The organism is Lysobacter silvisoli (assembly GCF_003382365.1).
Lineage (GTDB): Bacteria > Pseudomonadota > Gammaproteobacteria > Xanthomonadales > Xanthomonadaceae > Lysobacter > Lysobacter silvisoli.
This window is the reverse complement of record NZ_QTSU01000002.1, coordinates 234727-261037: the sequence shown is the minus strand read 5'-3', so window position 1 is coordinate 261037 and position 26311 is coordinate 234727. Positions and strand designations below refer to the sequence as shown.

Here is a 26311-nt window from a genome sequence, read left to right as displayed (position 1 = left end):
GCGCGAGCGCGCTCAGCGCGGTGCGGGCCAGTCGGGCGCGGGAGGGGCGGGCGGTGGCGATCTGGTGCTGGCGCATCGGGCTGCATCCGCCGCTACGCGGCGTTCCTTGGGGGACCGGTTAGGATTCTACCCGGCCCCGACACGGAAGCACGATGCAAAGCCCCGGTACCCTTCACGTGGTCGCGACCCCGATCGGCAACCTCGGCGACCTGTCCGCACGCGCGCTAGAGACCCTGCGCACGGTCGACGCGGTCTGCGCCGAGGACACCCGCCACACCCGCCAACTGCTGTCGCACTTCGGCCTGGAACGGCCGCTGCTGGCCCTGCACCAGCACAACGAGGACGCGCAGGCCGCGCAACTGGTCGCGCGCCTGCAGGCCGGCGAGTCGCTGGCCCTGGTCTCCGACGCCGGCACGCCGCTGGTCAGCGACCCGGGTTACCGCCTGGTGCGCGCCGCGCGCGCGGCCGGCATCCGGGTATCGCCGGTGCCCGGCGCCTGCGCCGCGATCGCCGCGCTCAGCGTGGCCGGTCTGGCTTCGGACCGGTTCGCGTTCGAAGGCTTCCTGCCGGCCAAGACCGCCGCGCGCCGCGACCGCCTGAGCGCGCTGGTCGCCGAGCCGCGCACCCTGCTGTTCTACGAATCCGCGCACCGCATCGAAGAGACCCTGGACGACCTAGTCGTGGCCTTCGGCGGCGAGCGCCCCGCGGCGATCGCGCGCGAGCTGACCAAGCTGTTCGAAACCGTGCTCGACGGCCCGTTGGCGCAGTTGCGCGAACGCGTGGCCGCCGACCCCAACCAGCGCAAGGGCGAGTTCGTGGTGATCGTGCAAGGCGCCGGCGACGACGCCGATGCGCAGGTCGCCGAGGGCAAGCGCCTGTACGCCAAGTTGGTCGACTACCTCAAGCCCTCGCAGGCGGCGAAGCTGGCAGCCGAACTCAGCGGCGCGCCGCGCAAGGCGCTGTACGGCGGGGAATAGGCGGCCCGGTGCACGCCGGGGCCCGCGTGGATCCAATGGTCAGCGGCGCAGGCGGCGTTTGCTGAACCGCCGTTGGCGCGCGCACGACGGAACAATGCGACAATGCGTGCGGCGGAGTCGGCCAAGCAGTCGCGTCATCGGATCGCAAGATCCGGTGCCGAGGAAAGTCCGGGCTCCACAGGGCACGGTGCCAGGTAACGCCTGGGCGGCGCGAGCCGACGGAAAGTGCAACAGAGAGCAAACCGCCGAACGGCGTCGCAAGACGTGCGTGGTAAGGGTGAAACGGTGCGGTAAGAGCGCACCGCGAGTCCGGTAACGGACCGGCACGGCAAACCCCACCGGGAGCAAGGCCAAATAGGGAGACTTTGCCGCGGCCCGCGGTGTCTCCGGGTAGGCTGCTTGAGCGTAGCGGCGACGCTGCGCCTAGAGGAATGACTGCTCACGACAGAACCCGGCTTATGGTCGGCTCCGCCGCTTCTTTGATGCCTTGGGCATCAAAGAAGCCCCAAAGTTTGCTTTAGCAAACTTTGGGCCCCAGGCCTCTTTTTCCAAATCCCCGCCGCTTCGCGGCGCCCCCTTTACTAAAGGGGGCTCTCCACATCGTGGCTGCGCCGCGGTCATGTGGCTCTGAGTTTTGAGCTTTTGCTTTTGGCCCCCTCTCCCGCTTGCGGGAGAGGGTTGGGGTGAGGGCGCGCGGGGCTTCGCGGTTGCGTCGCGGCTAGGGTGTGCTGGTGTCGTCCGCATTGGTCGGCGTCACGTCGGTCGCGAATCGCAGGCGGTTGCCGTCGGGGTCGGCGACGAGCATTTCGCGGGTGTCCCAGGGAGTGTTTTCGGGCGGTTCCGCGATGGCTACGCTGTTGGCCACGAACGCGCGGTGGCACTCGTCCACGTCGGGCACCACGAAGTACACCGCGCCGCCCACTGCGCAGTCGTCGCGGTGTTCGCTGAGGAAAATGGTCTGGCCGGCGCGGGTGAGCTGCACGAACAGCGGGAAGCCGGGTTCGAACTGGTGCTGCCAATCCAGGTTGAAGCCCAGGCGTTCGTAGAAGGGCAGGCTGATGCTCGCGCTGAGCATGCGAAGTTGCGGAATGACGGTCTGGGCCAAGGCGGTGCGGTCCTGTCGATGCAGCTCTGCGCCGGATGCTCGCCCGCGGCGTGGTGCGCGCCAAGTGCCGGCCCGCTTCAGCGTGCCTGTTCAGGATTGCGGTCTGGCGGCCGATGCGGCCCGTTCCGGCGGCCAAGCCGGCCGCCGACCGTCCCAATTCCAATGCTGCTGCGCAGCATGTGCGTCGCTCGCTCGCCCCAGGACTGCGACCCCGATCAAAGTAATCGCTCTAATCTCAAAATATGAGACGAAACAAAGGTTAGTGGATAAGTCTTGAATAAGACTCTGAAGATTGCCGCAAGCCATTGATGCGCCTAGCGAAATTCCGTCCCGAAAGTTGTTGACAAGCCTGTGGGCGGTGCTAAGGTGGGCATCCGAGGGAAAACCGGGTTTTTTGTGGTTTTTTCGGAGGCCTTGGCTCCCGGTAGGGGGCCAGAACGCAGGTAGTCCGCCGCGAGGCGGGCCTAACCGGTGACCCGTCCGGTAGAGAGGGGCGCCGACAAGGTGGGCAATGTTCCAGGGCGAAACCGCCATCACGATCGACGACAAGGGCCGGCTGGCGGTGCCCACCGCCTACCGTGAGCTCGTCGCGCGCGAATGCGGCAACCGCCTGGTCATCACCTACAACCCGTTCGAGGCCGGCAGCCTGTACCTCTATCCGCTGGCGGTCTGGGAGCGCGTGCGCGACCAGGTCAACGCCCTGCCCAAGGCCAAGAAGGTCAACCGCAACATCCAGCTCAAGCTGGTCGGCGCGGCCTCTTTCGTCGAACTCGACGGCAACGGCCGCATCAGCGTGCCGGCCAGCCATCGCGCCGCCGTGGGCATAGAGAAGAAGGCGGTGCTGCTGGGCATGGGCGACAAATTCGAGTTGTGGAGCGAGCAGGCGCACCACGCCCAGATCCGCCAGACCATCGGCGATGAGGATCTGAGCGACGAGCTGCTCGATCTGCAGCTGTGACGGGCGGTGGCATGGAGCGCCCGGGAGCGCGGTCCGGCCACCTCCCCGTGATGTATCGGCAGGTCCTGGACGGCCTGCAGGTCAACGGGAGTGGGACGTACCTGGACGGGACGTTCGGCCGCGGCGGGCATGCGCGCGGCGTACTCGATCAACTCGGCGCCGGAGGCCGGCTGCTGCTGATGGATAAGGACCCCGAAGCGATCGCCGTGGCCGAACGCGAGTTCGGCGCCGATCCGCGCGTGTCCATTTTCCGCGGCAGCTTCGCCCATATCGCCGACTGGGACGCGGCCGCGGCCGGCCTGGACGGCGTGCTGCTGGACCTGGGCGTGTCCTCGCCGCAGCTGGACGTGGCCGAGCGCGGCTTCAGCTTCGGCAAGGACGGTCCCCTGGACATGCGCATGGACCCGGACAGCGGCCAGAGCGCGGCGCAGTGGCTGGCGCAGGCCTCCGAGCGCGAGATCGCCGACGTGCTGTGGACCTACGGCGAGGAGCGCATGAGCCGCAAGATCGCGCGCACCCTCGTCGCTCGCCGCGCCGAGCAGCCGATCCTGCGCACCGCCCAGCTGGCCGAGCTGATCGCCTCGGTGATGCCGCGCGGCGACAAGATCCACCCGGCCACGCGCAGCTTCCAGGCCATCCGCATCCATATCAACCGCGAGCTGGCCGACCTGGAGACCGGGCTGGACGGCGCGCTGGCGCGCCTGAACGTCGGCGGCCGCCTGGCCGTGATCAGCTTCCATTCGCTGGAAGACCGCATCGTCAAGCAGTTCATCGCGCGTCACAGCAAGGCGCCGCCGAGCAACCGCCGCCTGCCGGTGGAGGTCGCTTTCACCCCGAGCCTGCGTGCCATCGACGGCGCGCAGAAGGCGCTGGACGAGGAAACCGCCGGCAACCCGCGCGCGCGCAGCGCGGTGCTGCGCGTGGCCGAGAAGCTGGAGGCCGCGGCATGACCTGGCGCCTGCTGCTGACCGTGCTGGTGGTGGCCAACGTGGCCTCGGCCCTGGCCGTGGTCTATGCGCGCCATCAGCACCGCCAGTACTTCGTCCAGCTCAACAAGCTCGACCGCGAGCGCGACGATCTCAATATCGAGTTCGGCCGCCTGCAGCTGGAACAGGCGACCTGGGCCGAGAGCAACCGCATCGACCAGGTCGCGCGCGACCGCCTGGGCATGAAGTTCCCCGAGGGCGCCGAAACCGTGGTGATCAAGCCATGAGCCGCCGCGACGATTCGCGCCGCGACGAGCGCCGCAGCGGGCCGCTGGAGCGCCTGCTGGGCGAGCGCGGCAAGGCCGGCCCGGCGCGCGGCGGCGATCGCGGCGCCGGCAAGCCGCGCGGCCGCGCGCGCTTCGACCTGCGCAACCGCCTGATCCTGGTCGGCGGCGCGCTGGGCCTGTGCGCCATGGCCCTGGTCGGGCGCGCGTTCTACCTGCAGGTGCTGGGCAACGATTTCTACCGCCAGCAGGGCGACGCGCGCGCGCTGCGCGAGATTCCGATCCCGACCTCGCGCGGCATGATCACCGACCGCAACGGCGAGCCGTTGGCGGTGTCCACGCCGGTGGAATCGATCTGGGGCAATCCCAAGGAACTGCTGAAGAACCCGGCGCGCCTGCCCGAGCTGGCCAAGGCCCTGGGCGTGCCGGTGGATCACCTGACCCGCAAGCTCAGCCAGCGTTCGGGCAAGGAGTTCCTGTACCTCAAGCGCCGGATCAATCCGGACGAGGCGCACCGCATCCTGGCGCTGAAGATTCCCGGCGTGTTCTCGCAGCGCGAGTTCCGCCGCTTCTACCCGCAGGGCGAGGCGCTGGCGCACGTGTTGGGCTTCACCAATGTCGACGACCGTGGCCAGGAAGGGCTGGAGCTGGCCTTCGACGACTGGCTGCGCGGCAAGCCCGGCGCCAAGCGCGTGATCCGCGACGGCGCCGGCCGCATCATCGAGAACGTGGACCTGGTCAAGTCGGCCGAGCCCGGTCAGGACCTGACCCTGACCATCGACCGCCGCATCCAATACCTGACCTACCGCGAACTGCGCCGCGCGCTGCTGGAAACCGGCGCGAGTAGCGGTTCGGCGGTGGTGCTGGACGTGGACACGGGCGAGGTGCTGGCGATGGCCAACCTGCCCACCTACAACCCCAATCTGCTGGGCGCTGGCAATCCCGAAACCCACCGCAACCGCGCGCTGACCGACGTGGTCGAGCCCGGCTCGACGATGAAGCCGATCACCGTGGCCGCGGCGCTGAAGACCGGCCGGGTCACGCCCAACACCATCGTCGACACCACGCCGGGCTGGATGCCCAACGGCCGCTACCGCATCACCGACACGCACAACTACGGCGTGCTCAACGTCACCGGCGTGATCACCAAGAGCTCCAACGTGGGCGCGGCCAAGCTCGCGCTGCCGTTGCCGAACGATTACTACTACCAGTTCGTCAAGAGCTTCGGTTACGGCAGCAAGCCCGAGAGCGGCTTCCCCGGCGAATCGGCCGGCGTGGTGCTGTCGCCGGATCGCTGGAGCGGCACCACCAAGGCGACCATGTCCTACGGCTACGGCCTGTCGGCCACGCCGCTGCAGATCGCGATGGCCTACGCGGCCATGGCCAACGGCGGCAGGCTGATCGCGCCGACCTTCGTGCGCGGCCAGCGCAACGAGCCGCGCCAGGTGCTGGAGCCGGAAATCGCGGGCGAGGTCATGCGCATGATGCAGACCGTGACCGAGCCGGGCGGCACCGCCAAGGGCGTGGCGATCCTGGGCTACCACGTGGCCGGCAAGACCGGCACCGCACGCAAGTTCAGCGCCACCGGCGGCTATTCCAACAAGTACATCTCGCTGTTCGCCGGCGTGGTGCCGGTGAAGAACCCGCGCTTCTCGATGGCGGTGGTGGTCAGCGAACCCGATCCGGCGATGCGCGGCTATTACGGCGGCCTGGTCTCCGGCCCGGTGTTCCGCAACGTCATGGAAGGCGCGCTGCGCCTGATGGACGTGGCGCCGGACGACATCGACACCTGGCTGGCGGCGCAGGCCGCGGCCGAGGCCAAGCGGCTCAAGGCCAACGGCGGCAAGCCCAACGGGCCGGTGCTGCCGGTGGACGTGGATTCGGCGGAAACGCCGGAGGAACTGCCCGCCGATCTGCCGCCGGTCGCGGCCGGCGCGATGCTGCCCACGGGAGGCGCGCGATGAGCGCCTCCCGCCGCATGCGCCTGGCCGAACTGCTGCCCGACGTGGCCGCGGTGCCGGCCGAGCTCGACATCACCGGGCTGACCCTGGACAGCCGCGCGGTGCGTCCCGGTCATGCCTTCGTCGCCATCGCCGGCTTCGGCGCGCACGGGCTGAAGTTCGTCGCCCAGGCGCGCGCCGCCGGCGCCACCGCGGTGCTGTTCGAACCGCCCGCGCCCGAGGACCTGCCCGCGCCGGACGACGCCATCGCCGTGCCCGGCCTGCGCGCACGCCTGGGCGAACTTGGCGATCGTTTCCATGGCCGCGTCAGCGAGGCCATGACCATGGTCGGCGTGACCGGCACCAACGGCAAAACCTCGACCGTGCAACTGCTGGCTCAGGCCTGGACGCTGCGCGGCCTGCGCTGCGGCACCATCGGCACGCTGGGCGCGGGCCTGTACGGCCAGGTCGTGCCGACCGGTTTCACCACGCCGTTGGTGCTGCAACTGCACCAGCTGCTGGCCGACATGCACGACGCCGGCGCGCGCGCGGTGGCGATGGAAGTCAGCTCGCACGCGCTGGACCAGGGCCGCGTGGACGGCGTGCATTTCGACGTGGGCGTGTTCACCAACCTCACCCGCGATCATCTGGATTACCACGGCGACATGGCCAGCTACGGCGCGGCCAAGGCGCGTTTGTTCGATTGGCCGGGGCTGCGGGCCGCGGCGATCAATCTGGACGACGACTACGGCCGTCAGCTGCACGCGGCGCTGCCGGCGACGGTGCGCGCGGTGGGTCTGAGTTCGCGCGGCGCCGACGGCGCCACGTTGTCGGCGCGCGAACTGCGCCTGGACAACCGCGGCATCGGCTTCGAACTGGTCGCCGATGGTGGCGCCTGGCCGGTGACGTCGCCGCTGCTGGGCCGCTTCAACGTCGACAACCTGCTGGCCGTGGCCGGCGCGCTGTATGCGCTGGGCGACGCGCCCGAGCGCATCGCCGACACCCTGAGCCGGCTGCAGCCCATCCACGGCCGCATGAACCGCCTGGGCGGCGAGAGCGGCAGGCCGCTGGTGGTGATCGATTACGCCCACACCCCCGACGCGCTGGAGCAGGCGCTGGCCTCGCTGCGCGGCCACGCGCGCGCGCGCCTGGTCTGCGTGTTCGGCTGCGGCGGCGAGCGCGACCGCGGCAAGCGCCCGCAGATGGCGGCCATCGCCGAAGCCGGCGCCGACCTGGTGGTGGTGACCGACGACAACCCGCGGCGCGAGAACGGCGACGCGATCGTGGCCGACATCGTCGCCGGCTTCGCCCATCCCGAGCGCGCGATCGTGCTGCGCGACCGCGCCGCGGCGATCGCGCGCGCGGTGGCCGAGGCCGGCGCGGACGACATCGTGCTGGTGGCCGGCAAGGGCCACGAGCCTTACCAGGAAATCGACGGCGTGCAGCACCCCTTCGACGACACCGACGTCGCGCGCGCGGCGCTGGAGGCCAGGCGATGAAGCCTATCCGCCTGAGCGAGATCGCGCGCATGACCGGCGGCCGCCTGCACGGCGAGGACGCGCAAGTCGCGGCCGTGGTCACCGACACCCGCGCCTTGGGCGAGGCGGGCGCCGCGCTGTTCGTGGCGCTCAAGGGCGCGCGTTTCGACGGGCACGATCACGTCGCCGCCGCGGCCGCCGCCGGCGTGGCCGGCGCTCTGGTCGCGCGCGCGGTGGACGCGCCGCTGCCGCAGGTGGTGGTGGCCGACACCGAACGCGCGCTGGCCGATTTCGCCGCCGCCGTGCAGCGCCAGCGCCGCGACACCATCACCCTGGCCATCACCGGCAGCAGCGGCAAGACCAGCGTCAAGAACCTGACCCAGGCGATCCTGGAGCGGGCCGGTCGCGCTTACGCCACGCCGGGCAACCGCAACAACGAGATCGGCATGCCGCTGGCGGTGCTGGCCGCGCCCGAGGACGCGCAGTACGCGATCTACGAGATGGGCACCGGCGCGCCGGGCGACATCGCCTATCTGACCGCGATCGCGCCGGCGCAGGTGGCCCTGGTCAACAACGTGGCGCCGGCGCACCTGGAGCGCATGGGCAGCCTGCTGGCCATCGCCGACACCAAGGCCGCGGTCTACGACAGCCTGCCGCCGGACGGCGTGGCGGCGATCAATGCCGACGATGCGTTCGCACCGTATTTTGCCGAGCGCGCGCACGGGCGCCGCCTGATCCGCTTCGGCCTGGACGCCAGCGCCGACGTCGGCGCGCGCGACATCCGCCTGGACGAAGAGGGCTCGCGGTTCGTGCTGACCACGCCGCAGGGCGAGGCCGCGATCGCGCTGGCCATTCCCGGCCGCCACAACGTGCGCAACGCCCTGGCCGCCGCGTCGCTGGCGCTGGGCGCGGGCGTGGCGCTGGGGGTCATCGCCGCCGGCCTCAACGCCGCGCGTCCGGTGTCCGGGCGCCTGGTCACCCACCGCCTGCGCAGCGGCGCGGTGCTGGTGGACGACAGCTACAACGCCAATCCGGGTTCGCTGGCCGCGGCCATCGACACCCTGGCCGACGCCACCGCGCACGGCCGCAAGGGCGAGGGCTGGCTGGTGCTGGGCGACATGCGCGAACTCGGCCCCGACGGCGCGGCGATGCACGCCGAAGCCGGGCGCCGGGCCAAGGACGCCGGGCTCAAGCGCCTGTACGCCCTGGGTGCGCTCAGCGCCTACGCCGCTCAGGCCTTCGGCGAGGGCGCCACGCATTACGACAGCCACGACGCCCTGGCGCAGGCGCTGCGCGCGCAGTTGCGCGACGGCGTGCGCGCGCTGGTGAAGGGCTCGCGCGGCAGCGCGATGGACAAGATCGTGACCGCGCTGCTGGCCAGCGACGCGTCGCCGCAAGGGGAGGAGACGACGCATGTTGCTTGAACTGACGCGCTGGCTGGAGCAACTGCAGAGCCTGTTCGGCCTGTTCGGTTACCTCACCTTCCGCGGCATCCTCAGCGCGCTGACCGCGCTGGGCCTGTCGCTGTGGTGGGGCCCGGCGGTGATCCGCAAGCTGGCCCAGTACAAGGGCGGCCAGCCGATCCGCAAGGACGGCCCGCAGAGCCACTTCTCCAAGGCCGGCACGCCGACCATGGGCGGCGCGCTGATCCTGATGACGGTGCTGGCCTCGGTGCTGCTGTGGGGCGACCTGCGCAACCGTTACGTGTGGCTGGTGATCGCGGTGATGCTGGCCTTCGGCGCGATCGGCTGGTACGACGACTGGATCAAGATCGTGCACCGCGATCCCAACGGCCTGAAGTCGCGCTGGAAGTACCTGCTGCAGTCGATCTTCGGCCTGGCCGCCGGCGTGTTCCTGTACTACACCGCCGACGCCCCGGCCGCGACCACGTTCTATATCCCGATGTTCAAGACGATCGCCCTGCCGCTGGTGGGCGTGACCTTCATCGCCATCGCCTATTTCTGGATCGTGGGCTTTTCCAACGCGGTCAACCTGACCGACGGCCTGGACGGCCTGGCGATCATGCCCACGGTGCTGGTGGCCTGCGCGCTGGGCGTGTTCGCCTACGCCTCGGGCAATGCGGTGTTCTCCAACTACCTGCAGATTCCGCAGGTGCCGGGCGCGGGCGAGCTGGTGATCATCTGCGCGGCCATCGCCGGCGCCGGATTGGGCTTTTTGTGGTTCAACACCTATCCGGCCATGGTCTTCATGGGCGACATCGGCGCGCTGGCGCTGGGCGCGGTGCTGGGCACCATCGCCGTGATCGTGCGCCAGGAGCTGGTGCTGGTGGTCATGGGCGGCGTGTTCGTGATCGAGACCCTGTCGGTGATGATCCAGGTGGCCTCGTTCAAGCTCACCGGCAAGCGCGTGTTCCGGATGGCGCCGATCCATCACCACTTCGAGCTCAAGGGTTGGCCGGAGCCGCGCGTGATCGTGCGCTTCTGGATCATCTCGGTGGTGCTGGTGCTGGTCGGCCTGGCGACCTTGAAGGTGCGCTGATGACCGACGCCGCCCGCCAAGCGACGCGACTGGACGCCATCCACGGGCGCTACGACCCGTGGCTGCTGGCGGTGTCGTGCGCGCTGGCCTGCGTCGGCGTGGTCATGGTCGGCTCGTCCTCGATCGGCGTGGCCGAGAGCCTGGAGGTGGCGCCGTTCTACTTCCTGACCAAGCACGCCATGTTCCTGGCGGTGGGCCTGGTCGCGGCGGCGTGGCTGATGCGCACCGAGCTCAAGACCATCGAACAGCACAGCCAGCTGCTGCTGCTGGTGTGCGTGGTGCTGCTGCTGGCGGTGTTCGTGCCCGGCCTGGGCAAGAGCGTCAACGGCGCGCGCCGCTGGCTCAACTTCGGCGTGATGGGCTTCCAGGCGGTGGAAGCGGTCAAGCTGTTCTATATCGTCTGGCTGGCCAGCTACCTCAAGCGTTTCAGCGAGGACATCTCCGCGACCTGGATCGCGATGCTCAAGCCCATCGGCGTGGCCGTGGTGCTGGTGGGGCTGTTGCTGATGCAGCCGGACTTCGGTTCGTCCTCGCTGATCCTGGCCATCACCGCCGGCATGCTGGTGCTGGGCGGGGTCAACATGCCGCGCATGTTCGGCCCGGTGCTGGTGGGCCTGCCGGTGCTGGCCATCGTCGCCATCGCCGAGCCTTACCGGGTGACCCGACTGACCTCGTTCCTGGATCCGTGGTCGGACCCGTTCAACACCGGCTACCAGCTGACCAATGCCTTGATGGCGGTGGGCCGCGGCGAATGGCTGGGCGTGGGCCTGGGCGCGTCGGTGCAGAAGCTGTCCTACCTGCCCGAGGCGCATACCGACTTCATCCTGGCGGTGATCGCCGAGGAGTTCGGCTTCCTGGGCGTGTGCATCGTGATCGGCCTGTACGCGCTGCTGGCCGGGCGCGCGTTCTGGCTGGGCCTGAAGTGCGTGGAAATGCGCCGCCACTTCTCCGGCTACGTCGCCTTTGGCATCGCCCTGTGGATGAGCCTGCAGAGCTTCGTTTCCATCGGCGTGAACCTGGGCCTGCTGCCGACCAAGGGCCTGACCCTGCCGATGATTTCCTCCGGCGGCTCCAGCGTGATCCTGACCTGCGCCGCGTTGGGCGTGCTGCTGCGCGTGTCCTACGAGCTCGACCGCGCCCAGCGCCAGGTCGCGCGCCTGCGCAGCGAAGCCGGGCAGCCCTCGACGGGCGTGCCGGCCACGGCCAATCCGCTGCCTTCGGGCGTGGCCGCCGACCCGGTGCGCGGCACCAGCCGCCTGCGCCAGCGCATCGAACCTAGCCTGGGGAGGACGGCATGAGCCAGCACGGCGCCGACTCCGACACGCGCCCGGTGATGATCCTGGCCGGCGGCACGGGCGGGCATATCTTCCCGGGTCTGGCCGTGGCCCAGGCGCTGCGCGAACGCGGCGCGCCGGTGCAGTGGCTGGGCGCCGAGGGCGGCATGGAAACCCGGCTGGTGCCGCCGCAGGGCATCGCCATCGACACCATCGCCGTGCGCGGCATCCGCGGCAAGGGCGCGGCCACGCTGCTGGCGGCGCCGTTCAAGCTGCTGGGCGCGGTGCGCGCGGCGGCGCGGGTACTGCGCGCGCGCAGGCCGCGCGCGGTGATCAGCTTCGGCGGTTACGCCGCGGGCCCGGGCGGCATCGCCGCGCGACTGGCCGGCATCCCGCTGGTCGTGCACGAACAGAACCGCGCGCCGGGCATGACCAACCGCGTGCTCGCGCGTTTCGCGCGCGCGGTGCTGACCGGCTTCCCGGACACCTTCGAAGGCCGCGACGAGCAGGTGGTCGGCAATCCGGTGCGCGCGCCGATCGCGGTGTTGCCGCCGCCGGAGCAGCGTTTCGCCGACCGCAGCGGCGCGCTGCGCCTGCTGGTGCTGGGTGGCAGTCAGGGCGCGCGCGCGCTCAATGCCGCCGTGCCCAAGGCCGTGGCCGGGCTGCGCGGCCGGCTCAACTGCGAAGTGCGCCACCAGTGCGGCGAGAAGCTGCGCGAGGACGCCGAGCGCGCCTACGCCGAGGCCGGCGTGAGCGCCTCGGTCGAACCCTTCATCGCCGACATGGCCGCCGCCTACGCCTGGGCCGATCTGGTGATCTGCCGCGCTGGCGCGCTGACCCTGGCCGAGCTGTGCGCGGCCGGCGTGGGCAGCGTGCTGGTGCCGTTCCCGCAGGCGGTGGACGACCACCAGACCAAGAACGCGCAGTTCCTGGTCGACCGCGGCGCGGCGCAGCTGCTGCCGCAGAGCGGCGACCTGGCCGAGCGCCTGTCGGCCACCATCGAGATTTTGGGCGAACGCGAAGGCCTGCTGCAGATGGCCAAGGCGGCGCGCGCGCTGGCCCGGCCGGATGCGGCCGAGCGCGTCGCCGCCATCGTCCTGGACATCACCACCACTATGAGGAAGCCGGCATGAGCACGGCATTGCGCCGCCGGCTGCAACACACGGGCGACCTGGCCAAGGCGTTCCCGCGCGTGCATTTCGTCGGCATCGGCGGCACCGGCATGAGCGGCATCGCCGAGGTCATGTGCACCCTGGGCTACCAGGTCTCCGGTTCGGACATGGCCGACAACGCGGTCACCCGCCGGCTGGCCTCGCTGGGCATCGCGGTGCACCGCGGCCACGCCGCGGCCAACGTGCTGGGCAGCGACTGCGTGGTGGTGTCGTCGGCGATCAAGCGCGACAACCCCGAGCTGATGGAAGCGCGCGCGCAGCGCATTCCGGTGGTGCCGCGCGCGGAGATGCTGGCCGAGCTGATGCGCTTCCGCCGCGGCATCGCTGTGGCCGGCACCCACGGCAAGACCACCACCACCTCGCTGGCCGCCAGCGTGCTGGGCGAGGGCGGCATCGACCCGACCTTCGTCATCGGCGGGCAGTTGCTCGCCGCCGGCGCCAACGCGCGCCTGGGCGGCGGCCAGTGGCTGGTGGCCGAGGCCGACGAGAGCGACGGCAGCTTCCTGCGCCTGAATCCGCAGATCGCCATCGTCACCAACATCGACGCCGACCATCTGGAAAACTACGGCGGCGACTTCGCCAAGGTCCAGGCGGCGTTCGAGGAATTCCTGCACCGGCTGCCGTTCTACGGCCTGGCGGTGCTGTGCATCGACGATCCCAAGGTCGCCGCGCTGGCCGCCGAAACGCCGCGCCACGTGATGACTTACGGTTTCGACGCCGCCGCCGACGTGCGCGCCGAGGACGTGGAGCAGCACGGCGGCCACATGCGCTTCACCTTGTGCTTGCCCGACGCCACCCGCACCGCGGTGACCCTGGCGTTGCCGGGCCGGCACAACGTACAGAACGCGCTGGCCGCGGCCGCGGTGGGCTGGCAGCTGGGCGTGCAGCCTGAGGCGATCGCGCGCGCGCTGCAGAACTTCGCCGGCATCGGCCGCCGTTTCAACCTGCTCGCGCAGCTGCGCACCGCCAAGGGCGCGACCGTGCAGCTGGTCGACGACTACGGCCACCACCCCAAGGAGCTGGAAGCCGTGTTCGCCGCCGCCCGCGGCGGCTGGCCGGACAAGCGCCTGGTGGTGGCGTTCCAGCCGCACCGCTACAGCCGCACACGCGATCTGTTCGACGAATTCGCCGCGGTGCTGTCGTCGGTGGACGCGCTGGTGCTGACCGAGGTCTACCCGGCCGGCGAGGCGCCGATCGCCGGTGCCGACGCCAAGTCGCTGGCGCGCGCGATCCGCGCGCGCGGCCGCATCGATCCGGTGGTGGTCGGCGGCGCCGGCGAACTGTCGGGCGTGCTGCCCGACGTGCTCAACGACGGCGACCTGCTGCTGATGATGGGGGCCGGCGACATCGGCCACGCCGCGCAGCAGATCGCCAGCCAAGGTTTCCAGGGAGAACCCAAGTGAGTCTGCAGTTCGCTCCGCTCCGCGTCACCGATCCGGCCGTGTTCGGCCGCGTCGCCGTGCTCATGGGCGGCACCAGCGCCGAGCGCGAGGTGTCGCTGGATTCCGGCCGCGGCGTGCTCGAGGCGCTGCGCTCGCGCGGCGTGGAAGCCTTCGCGGTGGACGGCATTCCCGCGCTGATCGAGGCGATCCAGTCCGGCCGCGTCGACCGCGTGTTCAACATCCTGCACGGCAACAAGGGCGGCGGCGAAGACGGCGTGCTGCAGGGCGTGCTGGAGGCCCTGGGCGTGCCCTACACCGGCTCGGACGTGCTCGGCTCGGCCCTGGCCATGGACAAGATCCGGACCAAGCAGGTGTGGCTGGCCGAAGGCCTGCCCACGCCGCGCTACCAGCGCATCGCCAAGGGCGAGGACGTGCACGCCGCGGCGCAGAAGATCGGCCTGCCGGTGATCATCAAGCCCTCCAGCGAAGGCTCCAGCGTGGGCGTGTCGCGGGTGCTCAAGGACGCCGACATCGACGAGGCCGTGGACCTGGCCGCGCGCTATCCCGGCGAAATGCTGATGGAGCAGATGGTGATCGGCGACGAGCTGACCGTGGCCGTGCTGATCAACGGCGAGGGCTACACCGCGCTGCCGTCGATCCGGATCGTGCCCAAGGGCGAGTGGTACGACTATCACGCCAAGTACATCGCCGACGACACCCAGTACCTGTGCCCCGGTCTGGAAGGCGAGGACGAGGCGCGCATCCGCGATTTCGCCATGCGCGCCTTCGTCGCCGCCGGCTGCAAGGGCTGGGGCCGCGTGGACGTGATGCGCGACCGCGACAGCGGCCAGCTGTACCTGATCGAGGTCAACACCGCGCCGGGCATGACCAGCCACTCGCTGGTACCCAAGGCCGCGCGCCAGGTCGGCATCGAGTACGACGAGCTGTGCTGGCGCGTGCTGGAAGCGACCGTGCAAGGAGGCGCGACGGCGTGAACGCCATGCTGCGCCTCATCGGTTGGCTGCTCGCGCTGGCGCTGGTCGCGCTGCCGGTGGTCGCCGTGCTCAACGGCTGGATCGGCGCCGGCCAGTGGCCGCTGCGCAAGCTGCGCGTGACCGGGCAGTTCGATCGGGTCGACGAGGCGCTGCTGCGGCGCACGCTGCTGCCTTACGCCCAGCGTGGCTTCTTCGCCGTGGACCTGGCCACGGCCCAGGACGCGGTGGCCAAACTGCCCTGGGTCGAGCACGCCGAGGTGCGCAAGCGCTGGCCGGACGTGCTGGAAGTGCGCGTGGTCGAGCACCGCCCGATCGCGCGCTGGGGCGCCGACCGCCTGCTGTCCGAGCAGGGCCGGCTGTTCCCGGCCAAGGGCATCGAAGTGCCCAAGGGCCTGCCGCAGTTCGCCGGCCCCGACGCGCGGGTGGGCGAGGTGGTGGCGATGTACAACGAATCGCGCGCGATGTTCGCGCCGATCGGAATGGAAGTGCAGCGGGTGGAGATCGACCAGCGCGGCAGTTGCACGCTGGGCCTGGTCAACGGCGCCGCGCCGGGCGGCACCGAGGTGGTGGTGGGCCGCGAGCAGGCGCGCGCGCGGCTGGGCCGGTTCGTGCGGCTGATGCCGCGCCTGCTGGCGCAGCGGGTGCAGATCCTGGCCCGCGCCGACCTTCGTTACACCAATGGATTCGCGCTGTCCTGGGCGCCGGCGACGGCACCCGCGGCGGCGACGCAACAGCAGCAGGAACAGTCATGAATCGCAAAGGCGACAAATCGCTGATCGTCGGTCTCGACATCGGCACCTCGAAGGTGGTGGCCCTGGTAGGCGAGTACTCGCCGGGCAACCCGATCGAGGTCATCGGCATCGGCTCGCACGAATCGCGCGGGCTCAAGCGCGGCGTGGTCGTCGATATCGAGTCGACTGTGCAATCGATCCAGCGCGCGATCGAGGAGGCCGAGCTGATGGCCGGCTGCGAGATCCGCTCGGTCTACGCCTCGATCTCGGGCAACCACGTGCAGTGCCGCAACTCGCAGGGCATCGCCCCGATCCGCGACGGCGAGGTCACCTACGGCGACCTGGACCGGGTGCTGGAAGCGGCCAAGGCGGTGGCGATCCCGGCCGACCAGAAGATCCTGCACGCGATCCCGCGCGACTACGTGCTGGACGATTCGCAGGAAGGCATCCGCAATCCGGTCGGCATGACCGGCGTGCGCCTGGAGGTGCACGCGCACCTGGTGGTGTGCGCGCAGTCGGCCGCGGCCAACATCAGCAAGTGCGTGCAGCGCTGCGGCCTGCAGGTGGACGACCTGATCCTGAGCGTGCTGGCCTCCAGCACCGCGGTGCTGACCAGCGACGAGCGCGAACTGGGCGTGGTGCTGGTGGACATCGGCGCCGGCACCACCGACATCGCGGTGTTCGTGCAGGGTGCGATCGCGCACAGCGCCAGCCTGCCGATCGCCGGCGACAAGGTCACCGAAGACATCGCCCACATGCTGCGCACACCCACGCCCGAGGCCGAGCAGATCAAGGTGCGCTACGCCTGCGCGCTGGCGCAGATGGCCACCGCCGAAGAATCGATCCAGGTGCCCAGCGTCGGCGACCGGCCGCCGCGGCGCATGCCGCGCCACTCGCTGGCGCAGGCGGTGCAGGCGCGCTACGAGGAGATCTTCGAAATGATCCAGGCCGAGCTGCGCCGTTCCGGTTTCGAGCAGCACGTGCGCGCCGGCATGGTCCTGACCGGCGGCGCGGCCAAGATGGAAGGCGTGGTCGAGCTGGCCGAGGAAATGCTGCAGATGCCGGTACGTGTGGGCATACCGCAGCACGTGACCGGCCTGGGCGAAGTGGTCGGCAACCCGGTCCACGCCACCGGCGTGGGCCTGTTGCTGATGGGCAGCCAGATCGAACACCCGCGGCGCAGTTCGGTGATCCCCACCGGCCGCGCCGGCAGCTTCTTCAACAAGCTCAAGAACTGGTACCGCGGCGAGTTCTGACCGGCGACGGCGGAAGCGGCGGTGCATGCGGAATCGAGCCGGACCCAGCGGCGCCGATTCCCGCTGCGGGCAAGGGCCCGCAGCGTGCGGAAGGCGAGGCGAGGCGAACGAAATTTCAAGCGGTAACCACAGCTCCATCACTAGCAACACATAACGAGGACGAGGACATGGCACATTTCGAACTGGTTGAAAAAATGGCCCCGAACGCGGTGATCAAGGTCGTGGGCGTGGGCGGCGGCGGCGGCAACGCCGTGGCGCACATGGTCAGCGGCAACGTCGACGGCGTGGAGTTCATCACCGCCAACACCGACGCGCAGGCGATCAAGAACTGCGGCGCCAAGCTGCAGTTGCAGTTGGGCAGCAACGTCACCAAGGGCCTGGGCGCGGGCGCCAATCCGGAAGTCGGCCGCCAGGCTGCGCTGGAAGACCGCGAGCGCATCATGGACGCGCTGACCGGCGCCGACATGGTGTTCATCACCGCCGGCATGGGCGGCGGCACCGGCACCGGCGCCGCACCGGTGGTGGCGCAGCTGGCCAAGGAGATGGGCATCCTGACCGTGGCCGTGGTCACCAAGCCGTTCCCGTTCGAGGGCCGCCGCCGCATGCAGGTCGCGCTCAAGGGCATCGAGGAGCTGAGCCACCACTGCGACTCGCTGATCACGATCCCGAACGAGAAGCTGATCACCGTGCTGGGCCGCAACGCGACCATGATCCAGGCCTTCCGCGCGGCCAACGACGTGCTGCTGGGCGCGGTCCAGGGCATCGCCGATCTGATCGTGCGTCCGGGCCTGATCAATGTCGACTTCGCCGACGTGCGCACCGTCATGTCCGAAATGGGCCTGGCGATGATGGGCACCGGTTCGGCGCGCGGCGACGATCGCGCCCAGGCCGCGGCCGAGTCGGCGATCCAGAACCCGCTGCTGGACGACGTCAACCTGTCCGGCGCCAACGGCATCCTGGTCAACATCACCGCCGGTCCGGACTTCACCATGGCCGAGTTCGACGAGGTCGGCCGCACCATCGAGAACTTCGCTTCCGAAGACGCCACCGTGGTCATCGGCACCGTGCTCGACCCGGACATGCAGGACGAGGTCAAGGTCACCGTGGTCGCCACCGGCCTCAACCGCGTGGCCGCCAAGCAGTCCGTGCGCGGCCACGGCCACGCCTACGAGCGCGAAGCCCAGCGTTCGCCGATCCAGCTGGTGCGCAACGCCACCACCGGCCAGCCGGAGTTCTCGGCCATGGACGAGATGCCGTCGGCGCCGATGCCTAGCTTCGGCGGCAGCCTGCGCGGCAGCTCGCGACCGGTCGAGACCCAGTCGCCGGCCGTGGCCGATTTCGGCAGCGACAGCAGCTATCTGGATATTCCGGCGTTCCTGCGCCGGCAGGCCGACTGAGGCTAGGAGTTAGCGAATAGGAGTTAGGGGGTAGAAGAAGCTTCTGCACCTGCTCCCGTCGTATCCCCGGGCCGGACTCGTCCCCTGGCCCCGGGGCGTTATGCCGCCGCGCGCGCTGGCGCGCGGCGTTTGGACCGGCCGGCCCCGTCCCTAGGCGGGGTCGGCCGGCCGGTTTCTCCGCGGCTCCGTACGGGCCGGAGAAGCCAGAGGACAGCAGCGGGCGCCCACGGCCGCGGCCGCGCCTGTCCCCTGGTTTCTGGCCGCCCTGGCGGCGGATAGGACACTGCGTCCTTTCCGTTCAGGTTCAGGATCCTGCGTGCTAACCTTGCGCGGTTTCGACCCCGTCCCGATAGTGTGGGAACCGGCATCGAAACCGACCCTCCGCCGCTTCCCCCATCGAGCAGGCACGCTTTCCGTCCATGTTGCGTCAGCGCACTCTCAAGAACGTGATCCGCGCCACCGGCGTGGGCCTGCACAGCGGCGAGAAGGTCTTTCTCACCCTGCGCCCGGCCCCGGTGGACACCGGCATCGTGTTCCGTCGCGTCGACCTGGACCCGGTGGTGGAGATTCCGGCCGCCGCGCAGCTGGTCACCGAGACCGTGCTGTGCACCGGCCTGACCCAGGGCGCGGGCAAGGTCATGACCGTCGAGCACCTGCTGTCGGCGCTGGCCGGCCTGGGCGTCGACAATATCTATGTGGAGCTGTCCGCGGCCGAAGTGCCGATCATGGACGGCTCCGCCGGCCCCTTCGTGTTCCTGCTGCAGTCGGCGGGCATCGCCGAGCAGGAGGCGCCCAAGCGCTTCATCCGGATCAAGCGTCCGGTGGAAGTGCGCCAGGGCGACAAGGTCGCCCGCTTCGAACCCTACGACGGCTTCCGCCTGGGCTTCACCGTGGTCTTCGACCATCCGGCGATCCCGGCCTCGCAGTCGCGCGCGGAAGTGGAGTTCTCCACCGAGAACTACATCCGCGAGGTCAGCCGCGCCCGCACCTTCGGTTTCATGCGCGACCTGGAGTACATGCGCGAGCGCAACCTGGGCCTGGGCGGCTCGATGGACAACGCCATCGTGCTGGACGAGTTCCGCGTGCTCAACGACGACGGCCTGCGTTACGCCGACGAATTCGTGCGCCACAAGATCCTCGATGCGGTCGGCGATCTGTACCTGGCCGGCCACCCGATCATCGGCGCCTACGAGGGCTACAAGTCCGGTCACGCCCTCAACAACCAGTTGGTGCGCGCCCTGCTGGCCGAGCGTTCGGCCTGGGAAGAAGTGACCTATACCAGCGCCGACGCGCCGCCTGTCGCCTACGGCGAACCCGCGCTCGCCTGAGTGCAAACCCCCATGCCGGCGCAAGGCCGGTTCAGGAATGACCCCAACGTGCCAGGGGTCACAGACGTGAATGATGGGTGACGGTTTAACGGAAATTTAACGATATCTTTCCGTTTCCTTAGTAACTATTTAACAAATTCAAGGGTTTAGGCCGTTAGCATGCCCCGACCCGGCCCCTCGCCGGCGGCGAGCACGGATCGTGCCAGCGCCTGCAACGGGGGTCAGGCGGTCTCATCCGGACTCGAAGGATCGGGTTCCTTGAGCGAGGCCAGGGCGTCCGCCAGCGCTTTCTGCGCGGCCGCCGACATGGGTAAGGCTTTCCGGCTGGGCTGCGCAGGTGCGGTCGCCGGTGCTGTCGTTTTGACGATCAGTTCAGCTGCATCCAGCCCGACGGAACGGGCCGCGTCGAGCAGTTCCGGAGCCGCGAGCCGCAGCTTGGCCCGCCACACCGGAGCGTCGACGACAAATACGAGCTTGCCGTGTTCGAAATTCGCCAGCCGCGCGTGCGCGGCCAGCGAAGGCGGCAGGAGGGGGCGTAACCGTCGGTCCAGACCGTCCAGCCAAAGCGCTCGACGGATCGGGTTTCCCGCCGGCTCGGCGAGCAGCGCTTCCAGCGCGTCGCGAGGAGTCGAGGGGGGGCGCGAGGGCGGTTTGGGCTTGGAATCAGACATAGAGCAGATGACCTACCAATCCATCGTAAACAAATCGCGGAGCAAGCTGGGCATGTTGTTCCAGCATGCCGGCCATTTAGGCGCGCAGCGCCCCGCGGTCGCCGTGGCCCTGCTGTTGGGCACCGGCGTGGCGATCGGCGCAGGCGCCGGTATCGCCGACAACGCCATGCTGCGCGCCCAGGTGCGCGACCAGCAGGTCCAGATCGAAGCCGGCCGTCGCGACGCCCAGCGCGAGATCAACGCCCTGGCCGCCCGCATGGGCGAGCTGCAGGCCGAGGCCAACCGCCTCAACGCCCTGGGCGAGCGTCTGACCCGCATCGGCCAGCTGCAGGACGGCGAGTTCGATTTCGACAAGCCGGTCGGCCAAGGTGGCGCGGGCCCGGTCCGCGACATGCCCAAGGCCGAATTATCGGCGGGGATGGGGCGCCTGGACTTACAGTTCAAGGCCTCCGGCGAGCAGCTCTCGGTGCTGGAGTCGCTGCTGTTCAACCGTCAGCTGGACATGAACGCGGTGCCCTCGCGCGCGCCGATCGCCAACAGCTACATCACCTCCGGTTTCGGCGGCCGCGCCGATCCGTTCAACGGCGGCAGCGCCTTCCACAAGGGCATCGATTTCGAGGCCGACGTGGGCGATCCGGTGCTGGCCGTGGCCGACGGCGTGGTCAGCTACTCGGGCGTGCGCTCGGGCTACGGCAACGTGGTCGAGGTCGATCATGGCAACGGCTACGTGACCCGTTACGCGCACAATTCGCGCCTGCTGCTGAAGGTGGGCGAGTTGGTCCGCGCCGGCCAGGAAGTGGCCAAGGCCGGCTCCACCGGCCGCTCCACCGGCGCGCACGTGCATTTCGAGGTGTGGGAGAACGGCCGGGTCGTGAATCCGGTCAAGTTCTTGAACCAGCAGTCGCCCTTGCGGGGCTGATTGCGGCGGGGCGCTTGACGGCGTAACCGGCCTCCAGCGACGGCGCCTGCGGGCGCCGTCCGCATTTGCGGCCCGGCGCATGAATCCGGGGCCTGGTCCCCCTTGCAAGCGCTCGGGCCCGGCCCAAGCTAGAATGAGCGTTGGCTTAAGACCAGGCTCGTGCGATCGGGGCGCCAGGCGCCCCGATTCCGTCTCTGGACTTTCTTCCTCCGGACTTCCTTAAAACTGGGAACTCGCGGGCGCGGCAGCGTTCTTAAACGCTTCGGCCTTCGGATACCCGTTCCGCTTCTCGGACCCGTTCATGCTCAACAGCCTGCTTACCCGCGTTTTCGGCAGCCGCAACGATCGCCTGCTGCGCCAACTGCAACGCTCCGTCGTCAAGATCAACGCGCTGGAAGCGGAGATGGAGAAGCTCTCCGACGCGCAGCTGCAGGCCAAGACGCCCGAATTCCAGCAGCGCATCGCCGACGGCGAGTCGCTGGACAAGCTGCTGCCGGAGGCCTTCGCGGTCTGCCGCGAAGCGTCCAAGCGCGTGCTGGGCATGCGCCACTACGACGTGCAGCTGATCGGCGGCATGGTGCTGCATCTGGGCAAGATCGCCGAAATGCGCACCGGCGAAGGCAAGACCCTGGTCGGCACCCTGCCGGTCTACCTCAACGCCCTGGAAGGCAAGGGCGTGCACGTGGTCACGGTGAACGACTACCTGGCCCGCCGCGACTCGGCCTGGATGGGCCGCCTGTACAACTGGCTGGGCCTGAGCGTGGGCGTGGTCTACCCGGGCATGCCGCACGGCGACAAGCACGCCGCCTACGCCAGCGACATCACCTACGGCACCAACAACGAATTCGGCTTCGACTACCTGCGCGACAACATGGCGCTGTCGAAGGACGACCGCTTCCAGCGCGGCCTGCATTACGCGATCGTCGACGAGGTCGACTCGATCCTGATCGACGAGGCGCGCACGCCGCTGATCATCTCCGGCCCGGCCGACGAGTCGCCGGAGCTGTACATCAAGGTCAACCGCATCGTTCCGTCGCTGATCCGCCAGGAGAAGGAAGACGGCGAGGGCGATTACTGGGTGGACGAGAAGGGCAAGCAGGTGCACCTGTCCGAAGCCGGGCAGGAACACGCCGAAGACCTGCTGCGCCGCGCCGGCATCCTGCAGGGCGAGGAAGACAGCCTGTACGGCGCCGGCAACCTCAGCGTGGTGCATCACCTCAACGCGGCGCTGCGCGCGCACGCGATCTACCAGCGCGACGTGGACTACATCGTGCGCGACGGCGAAGTGGTCATCGTCGACGAGTTCACCGGCCGCACCCTGGCCGGCCGCCGCTGGTCCGACGGCCTGCACCAGGCGGTGGAGGCGAAGGAAGGCGTGCCGGTGCAGCGCGAGAACCAGACGCTGGCCTCGATCACCTTCCAGAACCTGTTCCGCATGTACAAGAAGCTGGCCGGCATGACCGGTACGGCGGACACCGAAGCCTACGAGTTCCAGAGCATCTACGGCCTGGAAGTGATCGTGATCCCGACCCACCGGCCGATGGTGCGCAAGGACCATCCGGACCAGGTGTTCCTCAACCGCAACGGCAAGTACCGCGCGGTGCTCAACGAGATCAAGGACGCGCACGGCCGCGGCCAGCCGGTGCTGGTGGGCACCACCTCGATCGAAGTGTCGGAAATGCTGAGCCAGCAGCTCAAGGCCGCCGGCGTGGCGCACGAGGTGCTCAACGCCAAGCAGCACGAGCGCGAGGCCAACATCGTCGCCCAGGCCGGCCGCCCCGGCGCGATCACCATCGCCACCAACATGGCCGGCCGCGGCACCGACATCGTGCTCGGCGGTTCGCTGGAGAACGAGCTCAGCGAGCTGGCCGCGCAGAACGGCGGCCAGCCGGTGGACGAGGTGACCCACGCGCGCCTGAAGGCCGAGTGGCAGCGCCGCCACGACGCGGTCAAGGCCGCCGGCGGCCTGCACATCGTCGGCACCGAGCGCCACGAGTCGCGCCGCATCGACAACCAGCTGCGCGGCCGCGCCGGCCGCCAGGGCGACCCGGGTTCCTCGCGCTTCTACCTGTCGCTGGAAGACAACCTGATGCGCATCTTCGCTGCCGACTGGGTGCAGCGGGTGATGGCGCGCATGGGTCTGAAGGAAGACGACATCATCGAAAGCCCGCTGGTGACCAAACAGATCGCCAACGCGCAGCGCAAGGTCGAGGCGCACAACTTCGACATCCGCAAGAACCTGCTCGACTTCGACGACGTCAACAACGACCAGCGCAAGGTGATCTACGGCCAGCGCGACGAGCTGCTGGAAGCCGAGAGCGTGCAGGAGAACGTGGACGGCATCCGCGACGACGTGGTCGCCGAGCTGGTGGTGCGCTACGTGCCGCAGAACTCGGTCGACGAGCAGTGGGACCTGCCGGGCCTGGAAGCGGCCGTGGCCGAGGAATTCGGCGTGCAGGTGGGCCTGGTCGATTTCGCCCGCCAGCACGACGAACTCGACGCCGACGGCGTGGCCGCGCGCGTGATCGAGGCGGTCAACCGCCACTTCGAGGAGCGCGAGGTCCAACTGGGCGGCGAGACCATGCGCATGCTGGAAAAGCACATCATGCTCAACGTGCTCGACCAGAACTGGAAGGAGCACCTGGCGCGCATGGACTACCTGCGTCAGGGCATCCACCTGCGCGGCTACGCGCAGAAGCAGCCCAAGCAGGAATACAAGAAGGAAGCCTTCGAGCTGTTCTCGGACATGCTGGAGAAGGTCAAGCGCGAAGTGATCACCCTGCTGGCGCGCGTGCGCATCCGCAGCGAGGAAGAGATCGCGGCGCTGGAGGCGCAGGAGCGCGCGCAGGCCGAGGCCCAGGCGCGGCAGATGCAGTTCCAGCACGCCAGCGCCGGCGGCTTCGGCGCCGACGAGGAGGCCGCGCAGGTCTCCGAGGAAGCCTTCGCCAATGTCGGCCGCAACGATCCCTGCCCCTGCGGCAGCGGCAAGAAGTACAAGCACTGCCATGGGCAGCTGGCCTGAAGCCGGCACCGAAGATTCGGCTCTTGCTCGTCATCCCCGCGAAAGCGGGGATCCAGGGACTTCGGCGTCATGTGGCGGTAACGCCCGCCATCCCCGTCCGCGCGGGGATGGCAGGCCGGACGATCGGCTAGTGTCATCCCAGCCCCGCCAGATCCACGTCGTCGCCGCGGTCGTGCGCGACGCGCGCGGCCGGGTGCTGCTGACCCGGCGCACCGAGGGCCGCGACCTGGCCGGGCTATGGGAATTCCCCGGCGGCAAGCGCGAGGCCGGCGAGACCGCCGAAGCGGCGCTGCAACGCGAACTGCACGAAGAGCTGGGCATCGACTGCGAGGTCGGCGCCGCGGTGATCGACGTGCCGCAGATCTACCCCGACAAGCGCCTGCGCCTGGACGTGCGCGAACTGCGCCAGTGGCGCGGCAGCGTGCGCGGCCGCGAAGGCCAGGCCCTGGCCTGGGTGCCGCCGGCCAAGCTCAGCGCCTACGCGATGCCGCCGGCCGACCGGCCGGTGGTGGCGGCGCTGCTGCAGCCCGACCGCTATCTGGTCACGCCCGATCCGGCCACGACCACCGACGCCGACTGGCTGGCCGCGCTGGACCGCGCCCTGGCCGCCGGCGTGCGCCGGGTGCAGCTGCGCGCGCCGGCCACGCCCGCGGCGCGTTGGAAGCCGCTGGCCGCCGCCGCCGCGCTGCGCTGCCGGCGCGCGCGCGCGCAGGCGCTGCTCAGCGGCGACGCCGCGCTCGCGGCCGAGCTTGGCATCGGCCTGCACCTGCGCGCCGCGCAGCTGCGCGAGCACGCGCAGCGACCGCTGCCGGCCGGCCAGGCGCTGGCCGCGTCCTGCCACGACGCCGAAGAGCTGCGCGCAGCCCAGGCCCTGGGCTGCGATTTCGCCGTGGTCGGCGCGGTCCAGGCCACGCCCAGCCACCCCGGCCAAGCCGGCATCGGCTGGGACGGCTTCGCCGCCCTGCGCGAGACCGTCTCGCTGCCGATCTACGCCATCGGCGGCCTGGGCCCCGAAGACCTGGCCCAGGCCCGCGCCCACGGCGCCCAGGGCATCGCCGCCATCCGCGCGCTGTGGCCCGCGCAAGCCACGACCGCCCCTGTGGGAGCGGCGTAAGCCGCCATTGCCCAGCCGCGATGTTGCTGCGCATTTCCCTGTAGGAGCGGCGCAAGCCGCGACTGCGGTCCCGAAGATTGCCGCGAATCCGCCCGTTGCCTGCGGGCAAGCGTCTTTACGCGCTGGAGGTCTTTCGGCGACCCCAGGACACGCAATGCTTCGCCAAATGGCGGTCGCGGCTTGCGCCGCTCCTACAGCGGGATGTCGGGCGGCGTCGGTGGGTGGGGATTCATCGCGGCTTACGCCGCTCCCACAGACAGCGCCGCGCTCAGCCGCCGGCCAGGGCCCGATAGCGCCGGTCCAGATCGGCCACGTGCCGGTCCAGCGCCTCCAGCGGCCCGTCGTTGACGACCACGTCGTCGGCGATGGCCAGGCGCTGCGCGCGCGTGGCCTGGGCCGCGATCATGCGTTCGGCCAGATCGGCCTCGACCCGGTCGCGCGCCATCACCCGCGCGCGCTGCACCGCGGTGGGCACGTCGACGACCAGGATCCGGTGCAGCCACGGATAGGCCTCGCGGCCGCCGCCTTCGGCCAACAGCGGAATCGCGGCGATGGCGTAGGCGCCGGGCGCCGATTCGCATTGCCAGCGCAAGGCCTCGCGCACGCGCGGGTGGACGATGGCTTCCAGGCGGCGGCGCGCGGTCTCGTCGGCGAACACGCGCCGGCGCATGGCCGCGCGGTCCAGGCCGCCATCGGCGTCCAACACGTCCGCGCCGAATGCAGAGACCACCTCGCGCAGGCCGTCCGAACCGGGTGCCACCGCGGCGCGCGCGGCCAGGTCGGCGTCGGCGACCCGCACGCCCAAGGCTTCGAAACGGCGGGTGACTTCGCTCTTGCCCGAGGCCACGCCGCCGGTCACGCCGACGCAGAACGCGGCCATGGC

The 26311-nt window shown here is 70.0% G+C and carries 20 protein-coding genes, 1 other RNA gene and 2 pseudogenes; 20 read left to right on the top strand and 3 right to left on the bottom strand.

The genetic code is table 11. The annotated features are described in order from the left end of the window. Window positions 1-152: 152 nt before the first annotated feature. Window positions 153-977 carry a 16S rRNA (cytidine(1402)-2'-O)-methyltransferase gene (gene rsmI / locus DX914_RS12350; protein ID WP_115859431.1) on the top strand — a complete coding sequence of 275 codons (825 nt, stop codon included), beginning with the start codon at window positions 153-155 and terminating at the stop codon, window positions 975-977. A 113-nt stretch (window positions 978-1090) separates the two neighbouring features. Beyond that, window positions 1091-1451: RNase P RNA component class A (gene rnpB / locus DX914_RS12345), an RNA gene on the top strand. Window positions 1452-1695: 244 nt separating this feature from the next. Here the strand turns inward: rnpB and DX914_RS12340 are convergent. Next, on the bottom strand, window positions 1696-2082 hold the full coding sequence (locus DX914_RS12340) for a bleomycin resistance protein (protein ID WP_115859430.1): 387 nt from the start codon (window positions 2080-2082) through the stop codon (window positions 1696-1698). Window positions 2083-2593: 511 nt separating this feature from the next. On the opposite strand from DX914_RS12340, the gene mraZ reads away from it, so the two are divergent. The 15 genes and pseudogenes from mraZ (at window position 2594) to lpxC (ending at window position 19702) form a co-directional block, all read left to right on the top strand. Beyond that, on the top strand, window positions 2594-3040 hold the full coding sequence (mraZ, locus tag DX914_RS12335) for a division/cell wall cluster transcriptional repressor MraZ (protein WP_115859429.1): 447 nt from the start codon (window positions 2594-2596) through the stop codon (window positions 3038-3040). An 11-nt stretch (window positions 3041-3051) separates the two neighbouring features. Beyond that, window positions 3052-3990, top strand: coding sequence for a 16S rRNA (cytosine(1402)-N(4))-methyltransferase RsmH (gene rsmH, locus DX914_RS12330; protein WP_115859428.1), 939 nt, complete (start codon window positions 3052-3054; stop codon window positions 3988-3990). After that, complete coding sequence (gene ftsL / locus DX914_RS12325) at window positions 3987-4253, top strand: cell division protein FtsL (protein WP_115859427.1); 267 nt, start codon at window positions 3987-3989, stop codon at window positions 4251-4253. The genes rsmH and ftsL overlap by 4 nt, the downstream gene beginning before the upstream one ends. Then, a complete protein-coding gene (locus tag DX914_RS12320) occupies window positions 4250-6214 on the top strand; it encodes a peptidoglycan D,D-transpeptidase FtsI family protein (RefSeq protein ID WP_115859426.1) in 1965 nt (654 codons plus the stop codon). Before ftsL ends, DX914_RS12320 begins: the two co-directional genes overlap by 4 nt. Before the next feature lie 14 nt (window positions 6215-6228). Beyond that, window positions 6229-7689, top strand: coding sequence for a UDP-N-acetylmuramoyl-L-alanyl-D-glutamate--2,6-diaminopimelate ligase (locus tag DX914_RS12315; protein WP_115860154.1), 1461 nt, complete (start codon window positions 6229-6231; stop codon window positions 7687-7689). Then, window positions 7686-9092 carry a UDP-N-acetylmuramoyl-tripeptide--D-alanyl-D-alanine ligase gene (locus DX914_RS12310; RefSeq protein WP_115859425.1) on the top strand — a complete coding sequence of 469 codons (1407 nt, stop codon included), beginning with the start codon at window positions 7686-7688 and terminating at the stop codon, window positions 9090-9092. Before DX914_RS12315 ends, DX914_RS12310 begins: the two co-directional genes overlap by 4 nt. Then, window positions 9082-10167: a phospho-N-acetylmuramoyl-pentapeptide-transferase gene (gene mraY / locus DX914_RS12305; protein ID WP_115859424.1), complete on the top strand. Its 1086-nt coding sequence runs from the start codon at window positions 9082-9084 to the stop codon at window positions 10165-10167. The genes DX914_RS12310 and mraY overlap by 11 nt, the downstream gene beginning before the upstream one ends. Next, complete coding sequence (ftsW, locus tag DX914_RS12300; RefSeq protein WP_115859423.1) at window positions 10167-11465, top strand: putative lipid II flippase FtsW; 1299 nt, start codon at window positions 10167-10169, stop codon at window positions 11463-11465. Before mraY ends, ftsW begins: the two co-directional genes overlap by 1 nt. Continuing rightward, window positions 11462-12574 carry an undecaprenyldiphospho-muramoylpentapeptide beta-N-acetylglucosaminyltransferase gene (gene murG, locus DX914_RS12295; RefSeq protein WP_231118258.1) on the top strand — a complete coding sequence of 371 codons (1113 nt, stop codon included), beginning with the start codon at window positions 11462-11464 and terminating at the stop codon, window positions 12572-12574. Before ftsW ends, murG begins: the two co-directional genes overlap by 4 nt. Next, window positions 12571-14016, top strand: a complete 1446-nt coding sequence (murC, locus tag DX914_RS12290) for a UDP-N-acetylmuramate--L-alanine ligase (RefSeq protein ID WP_425480683.1) — start codon at window positions 12571-12573, stop codon at window positions 14014-14016. Before murG ends, murC begins: the two co-directional genes overlap by 4 nt. Next, window positions 14013-14990, top strand: a complete 978-nt coding sequence (locus tag DX914_RS12285; protein WP_115859422.1) for a D-alanine--D-alanine ligase — start codon at window positions 14013-14015, stop codon at window positions 14988-14990. The genes murC and DX914_RS12285 overlap by 4 nt, the downstream gene beginning before the upstream one ends. Further along, window positions 14987-15682: pseudogene (locus DX914_RS12280) on the top strand (cell division protein FtsQ/DivIB); the annotation flags it as partial. The gene DX914_RS12285 and the pseudogene DX914_RS12280, both read left to right, overlap by 4 nt. Window positions 15683-15738: 56 nt before the next feature. Beyond that, window positions 15739-16977, top strand: a complete 1239-nt coding sequence (ftsA, locus tag DX914_RS12275; protein ID WP_115859420.1) for a cell division protein FtsA — start codon at window positions 15739-15741, stop codon at window positions 16975-16977. Between the two features lie 167 nt (window positions 16978-17144). Beyond that, window positions 17145-18219: pseudogene (gene ftsZ, locus DX914_RS12270) on the top strand (cell division protein FtsZ); the annotation flags it as partial. Between the two features lie 574 nt (window positions 18220-18793). Continuing rightward, the gene (gene lpxC, locus DX914_RS12265) at window positions 18794-19702 is read left to right on the top strand and encodes a UDP-3-O-acyl-N-acetylglucosamine deacetylase (protein ID WP_115859418.1); all 909 of its coding nucleotides are present in this window, start codon (window positions 18794-18796) and stop codon (window positions 19700-19702) included. Window positions 19703-19923: 221 nt separating this feature from the next. Here lpxC and DX914_RS12260 read toward each other — a convergent pair whose 3' ends face one another. Beyond that, complete coding sequence (locus tag DX914_RS12260; RefSeq protein WP_115859417.1) at window positions 19924-20373, bottom strand: DciA family protein; 450 nt, start codon at window positions 20371-20373, stop codon at window positions 19924-19926. A 7-nt stretch (window positions 20374-20380) separates the two neighbouring features. Between DX914_RS12260 and DX914_RS12255 the strand changes: the two genes are divergently transcribed. The 3 genes from DX914_RS12255 (at window position 20381) to DX914_RS12245 (ending at window position 25428) form a co-directional block, all read left to right on the top strand. Next, window positions 20381-21292 (top strand): M23 family metallopeptidase, encoded by a 912-nt coding sequence (locus DX914_RS12255; protein ID WP_115859416.1) that lies wholly within the window; start codon window positions 20381-20383, stop codon window positions 21290-21292. A gap of 301 nt (window positions 21293-21593) precedes the next feature. Beyond that, window positions 21594-24314 (top strand): preprotein translocase subunit SecA, encoded by a 2721-nt coding sequence (gene secA, locus DX914_RS12250; RefSeq protein WP_115859415.1) that lies wholly within the window; start codon window positions 21594-21596, stop codon window positions 24312-24314. Between the two features lie 130 nt (window positions 24315-24444). Beyond that, entirely contained in the window at window positions 24445-25428 is a 984-nt protein-coding gene (locus DX914_RS12245) for a Nudix family hydrolase (RefSeq protein WP_231118256.1), read from the top strand. 268 nt (window positions 25429-25696) lie between these two features. Here DX914_RS12245 and coaE read toward each other — a convergent pair whose 3' ends face one another. Next, entirely contained in the window at window positions 25697-26308 is a 612-nt protein-coding gene (gene coaE, locus DX914_RS12240; RefSeq protein WP_115859413.1) for a dephospho-CoA kinase, read from the bottom strand. Window positions 26309-26311 lie beyond the last annotated feature (3 nt).

Coding starts and splice junctions, on each gene's coding strand:
- rsmI (WP_115859431.1), top strand. CDS start 153: ATGCAAAGCCCCGGTACCCTTCACGTGGTCGCGACCCCGATCGGCAAC.
- mraZ (WP_115859429.1), top strand. CDS start 2,594: ATGTTCCAGGGCGAAACCGCCATCACGATCGACGACAAGGGCCGGCTG.
- rsmH (WP_115859428.1), top strand. CDS start 3,052: ATGGAGCGCCCGGGAGCGCGGTCCGGCCACCTCCCCGTGATGTATCGG.
- ftsL (WP_115859427.1), top strand. CDS start 3,987: ATGACCTGGCGCCTGCTGCTGACCGTGCTGGTGGTGGCCAACGTGGCC.
- DX914_RS12320 (WP_115859426.1), top strand. CDS start 4,250: ATGAGCCGCCGCGACGATTCGCGCCGCGACGAGCGCCGCAGCGGGCCG.
- DX914_RS12315 (WP_115860154.1), top strand. CDS start 6,229: ATGCGCCTGGCCGAACTGCTGCCCGACGTGGCCGCGGTGCCGGCCGAG.
- DX914_RS12310 (WP_115859425.1), top strand. CDS start 7,686: ATGAAGCCTATCCGCCTGAGCGAGATCGCGCGCATGACCGGCGGCCGC.
- mraY (WP_115859424.1), top strand. CDS start 9,082: ATGTTGCTTGAACTGACGCGCTGGCTGGAGCAACTGCAGAGCCTGTTC.
- ftsW (WP_115859423.1), top strand. CDS start 10,167: ATGACCGACGCCGCCCGCCAAGCGACGCGACTGGACGCCATCCACGGG.
- murG (WP_231118258.1), top strand. CDS start 11,462: ATGAGCCAGCACGGCGCCGACTCCGACACGCGCCCGGTGATGATCCTG.
- murC (WP_425480683.1), top strand. CDS start 12,571: ATGAGCACGGCATTGCGCCGCCGGCTGCAACACACGGGCGACCTGGCC.
- ftsA (WP_115859420.1), top strand. CDS start 15,739: ATGAATCGCAAAGGCGACAAATCGCTGATCGTCGGTCTCGACATCGGC.
- lpxC (WP_115859418.1), top strand. CDS start 18,794: ATGTTGCGTCAGCGCACTCTCAAGAACGTGATCCGCGCCACCGGCGTG.
- DX914_RS12260 (WP_115859417.1), bottom strand. CDS start 20,373: ATGTCTGATTCCAAGCCCAAACCGCCCTCGCGCCCCCCCTCGACTCCT.
- DX914_RS12255 (WP_115859416.1), top strand. CDS start 20,381: ATGACCTACCAATCCATCGTAAACAAATCGCGGAGCAAGCTGGGCATG.
- secA (WP_115859415.1), top strand. CDS start 21,594: ATGCTCAACAGCCTGCTTACCCGCGTTTTCGGCAGCCGCAACGATCGC.
- coaE (WP_115859413.1), bottom strand. CDS start 26,308: ATGGCCGCGTTCTGCGTCGGCGTGACCGGCGGCGTGGCCTCGGGCAAG.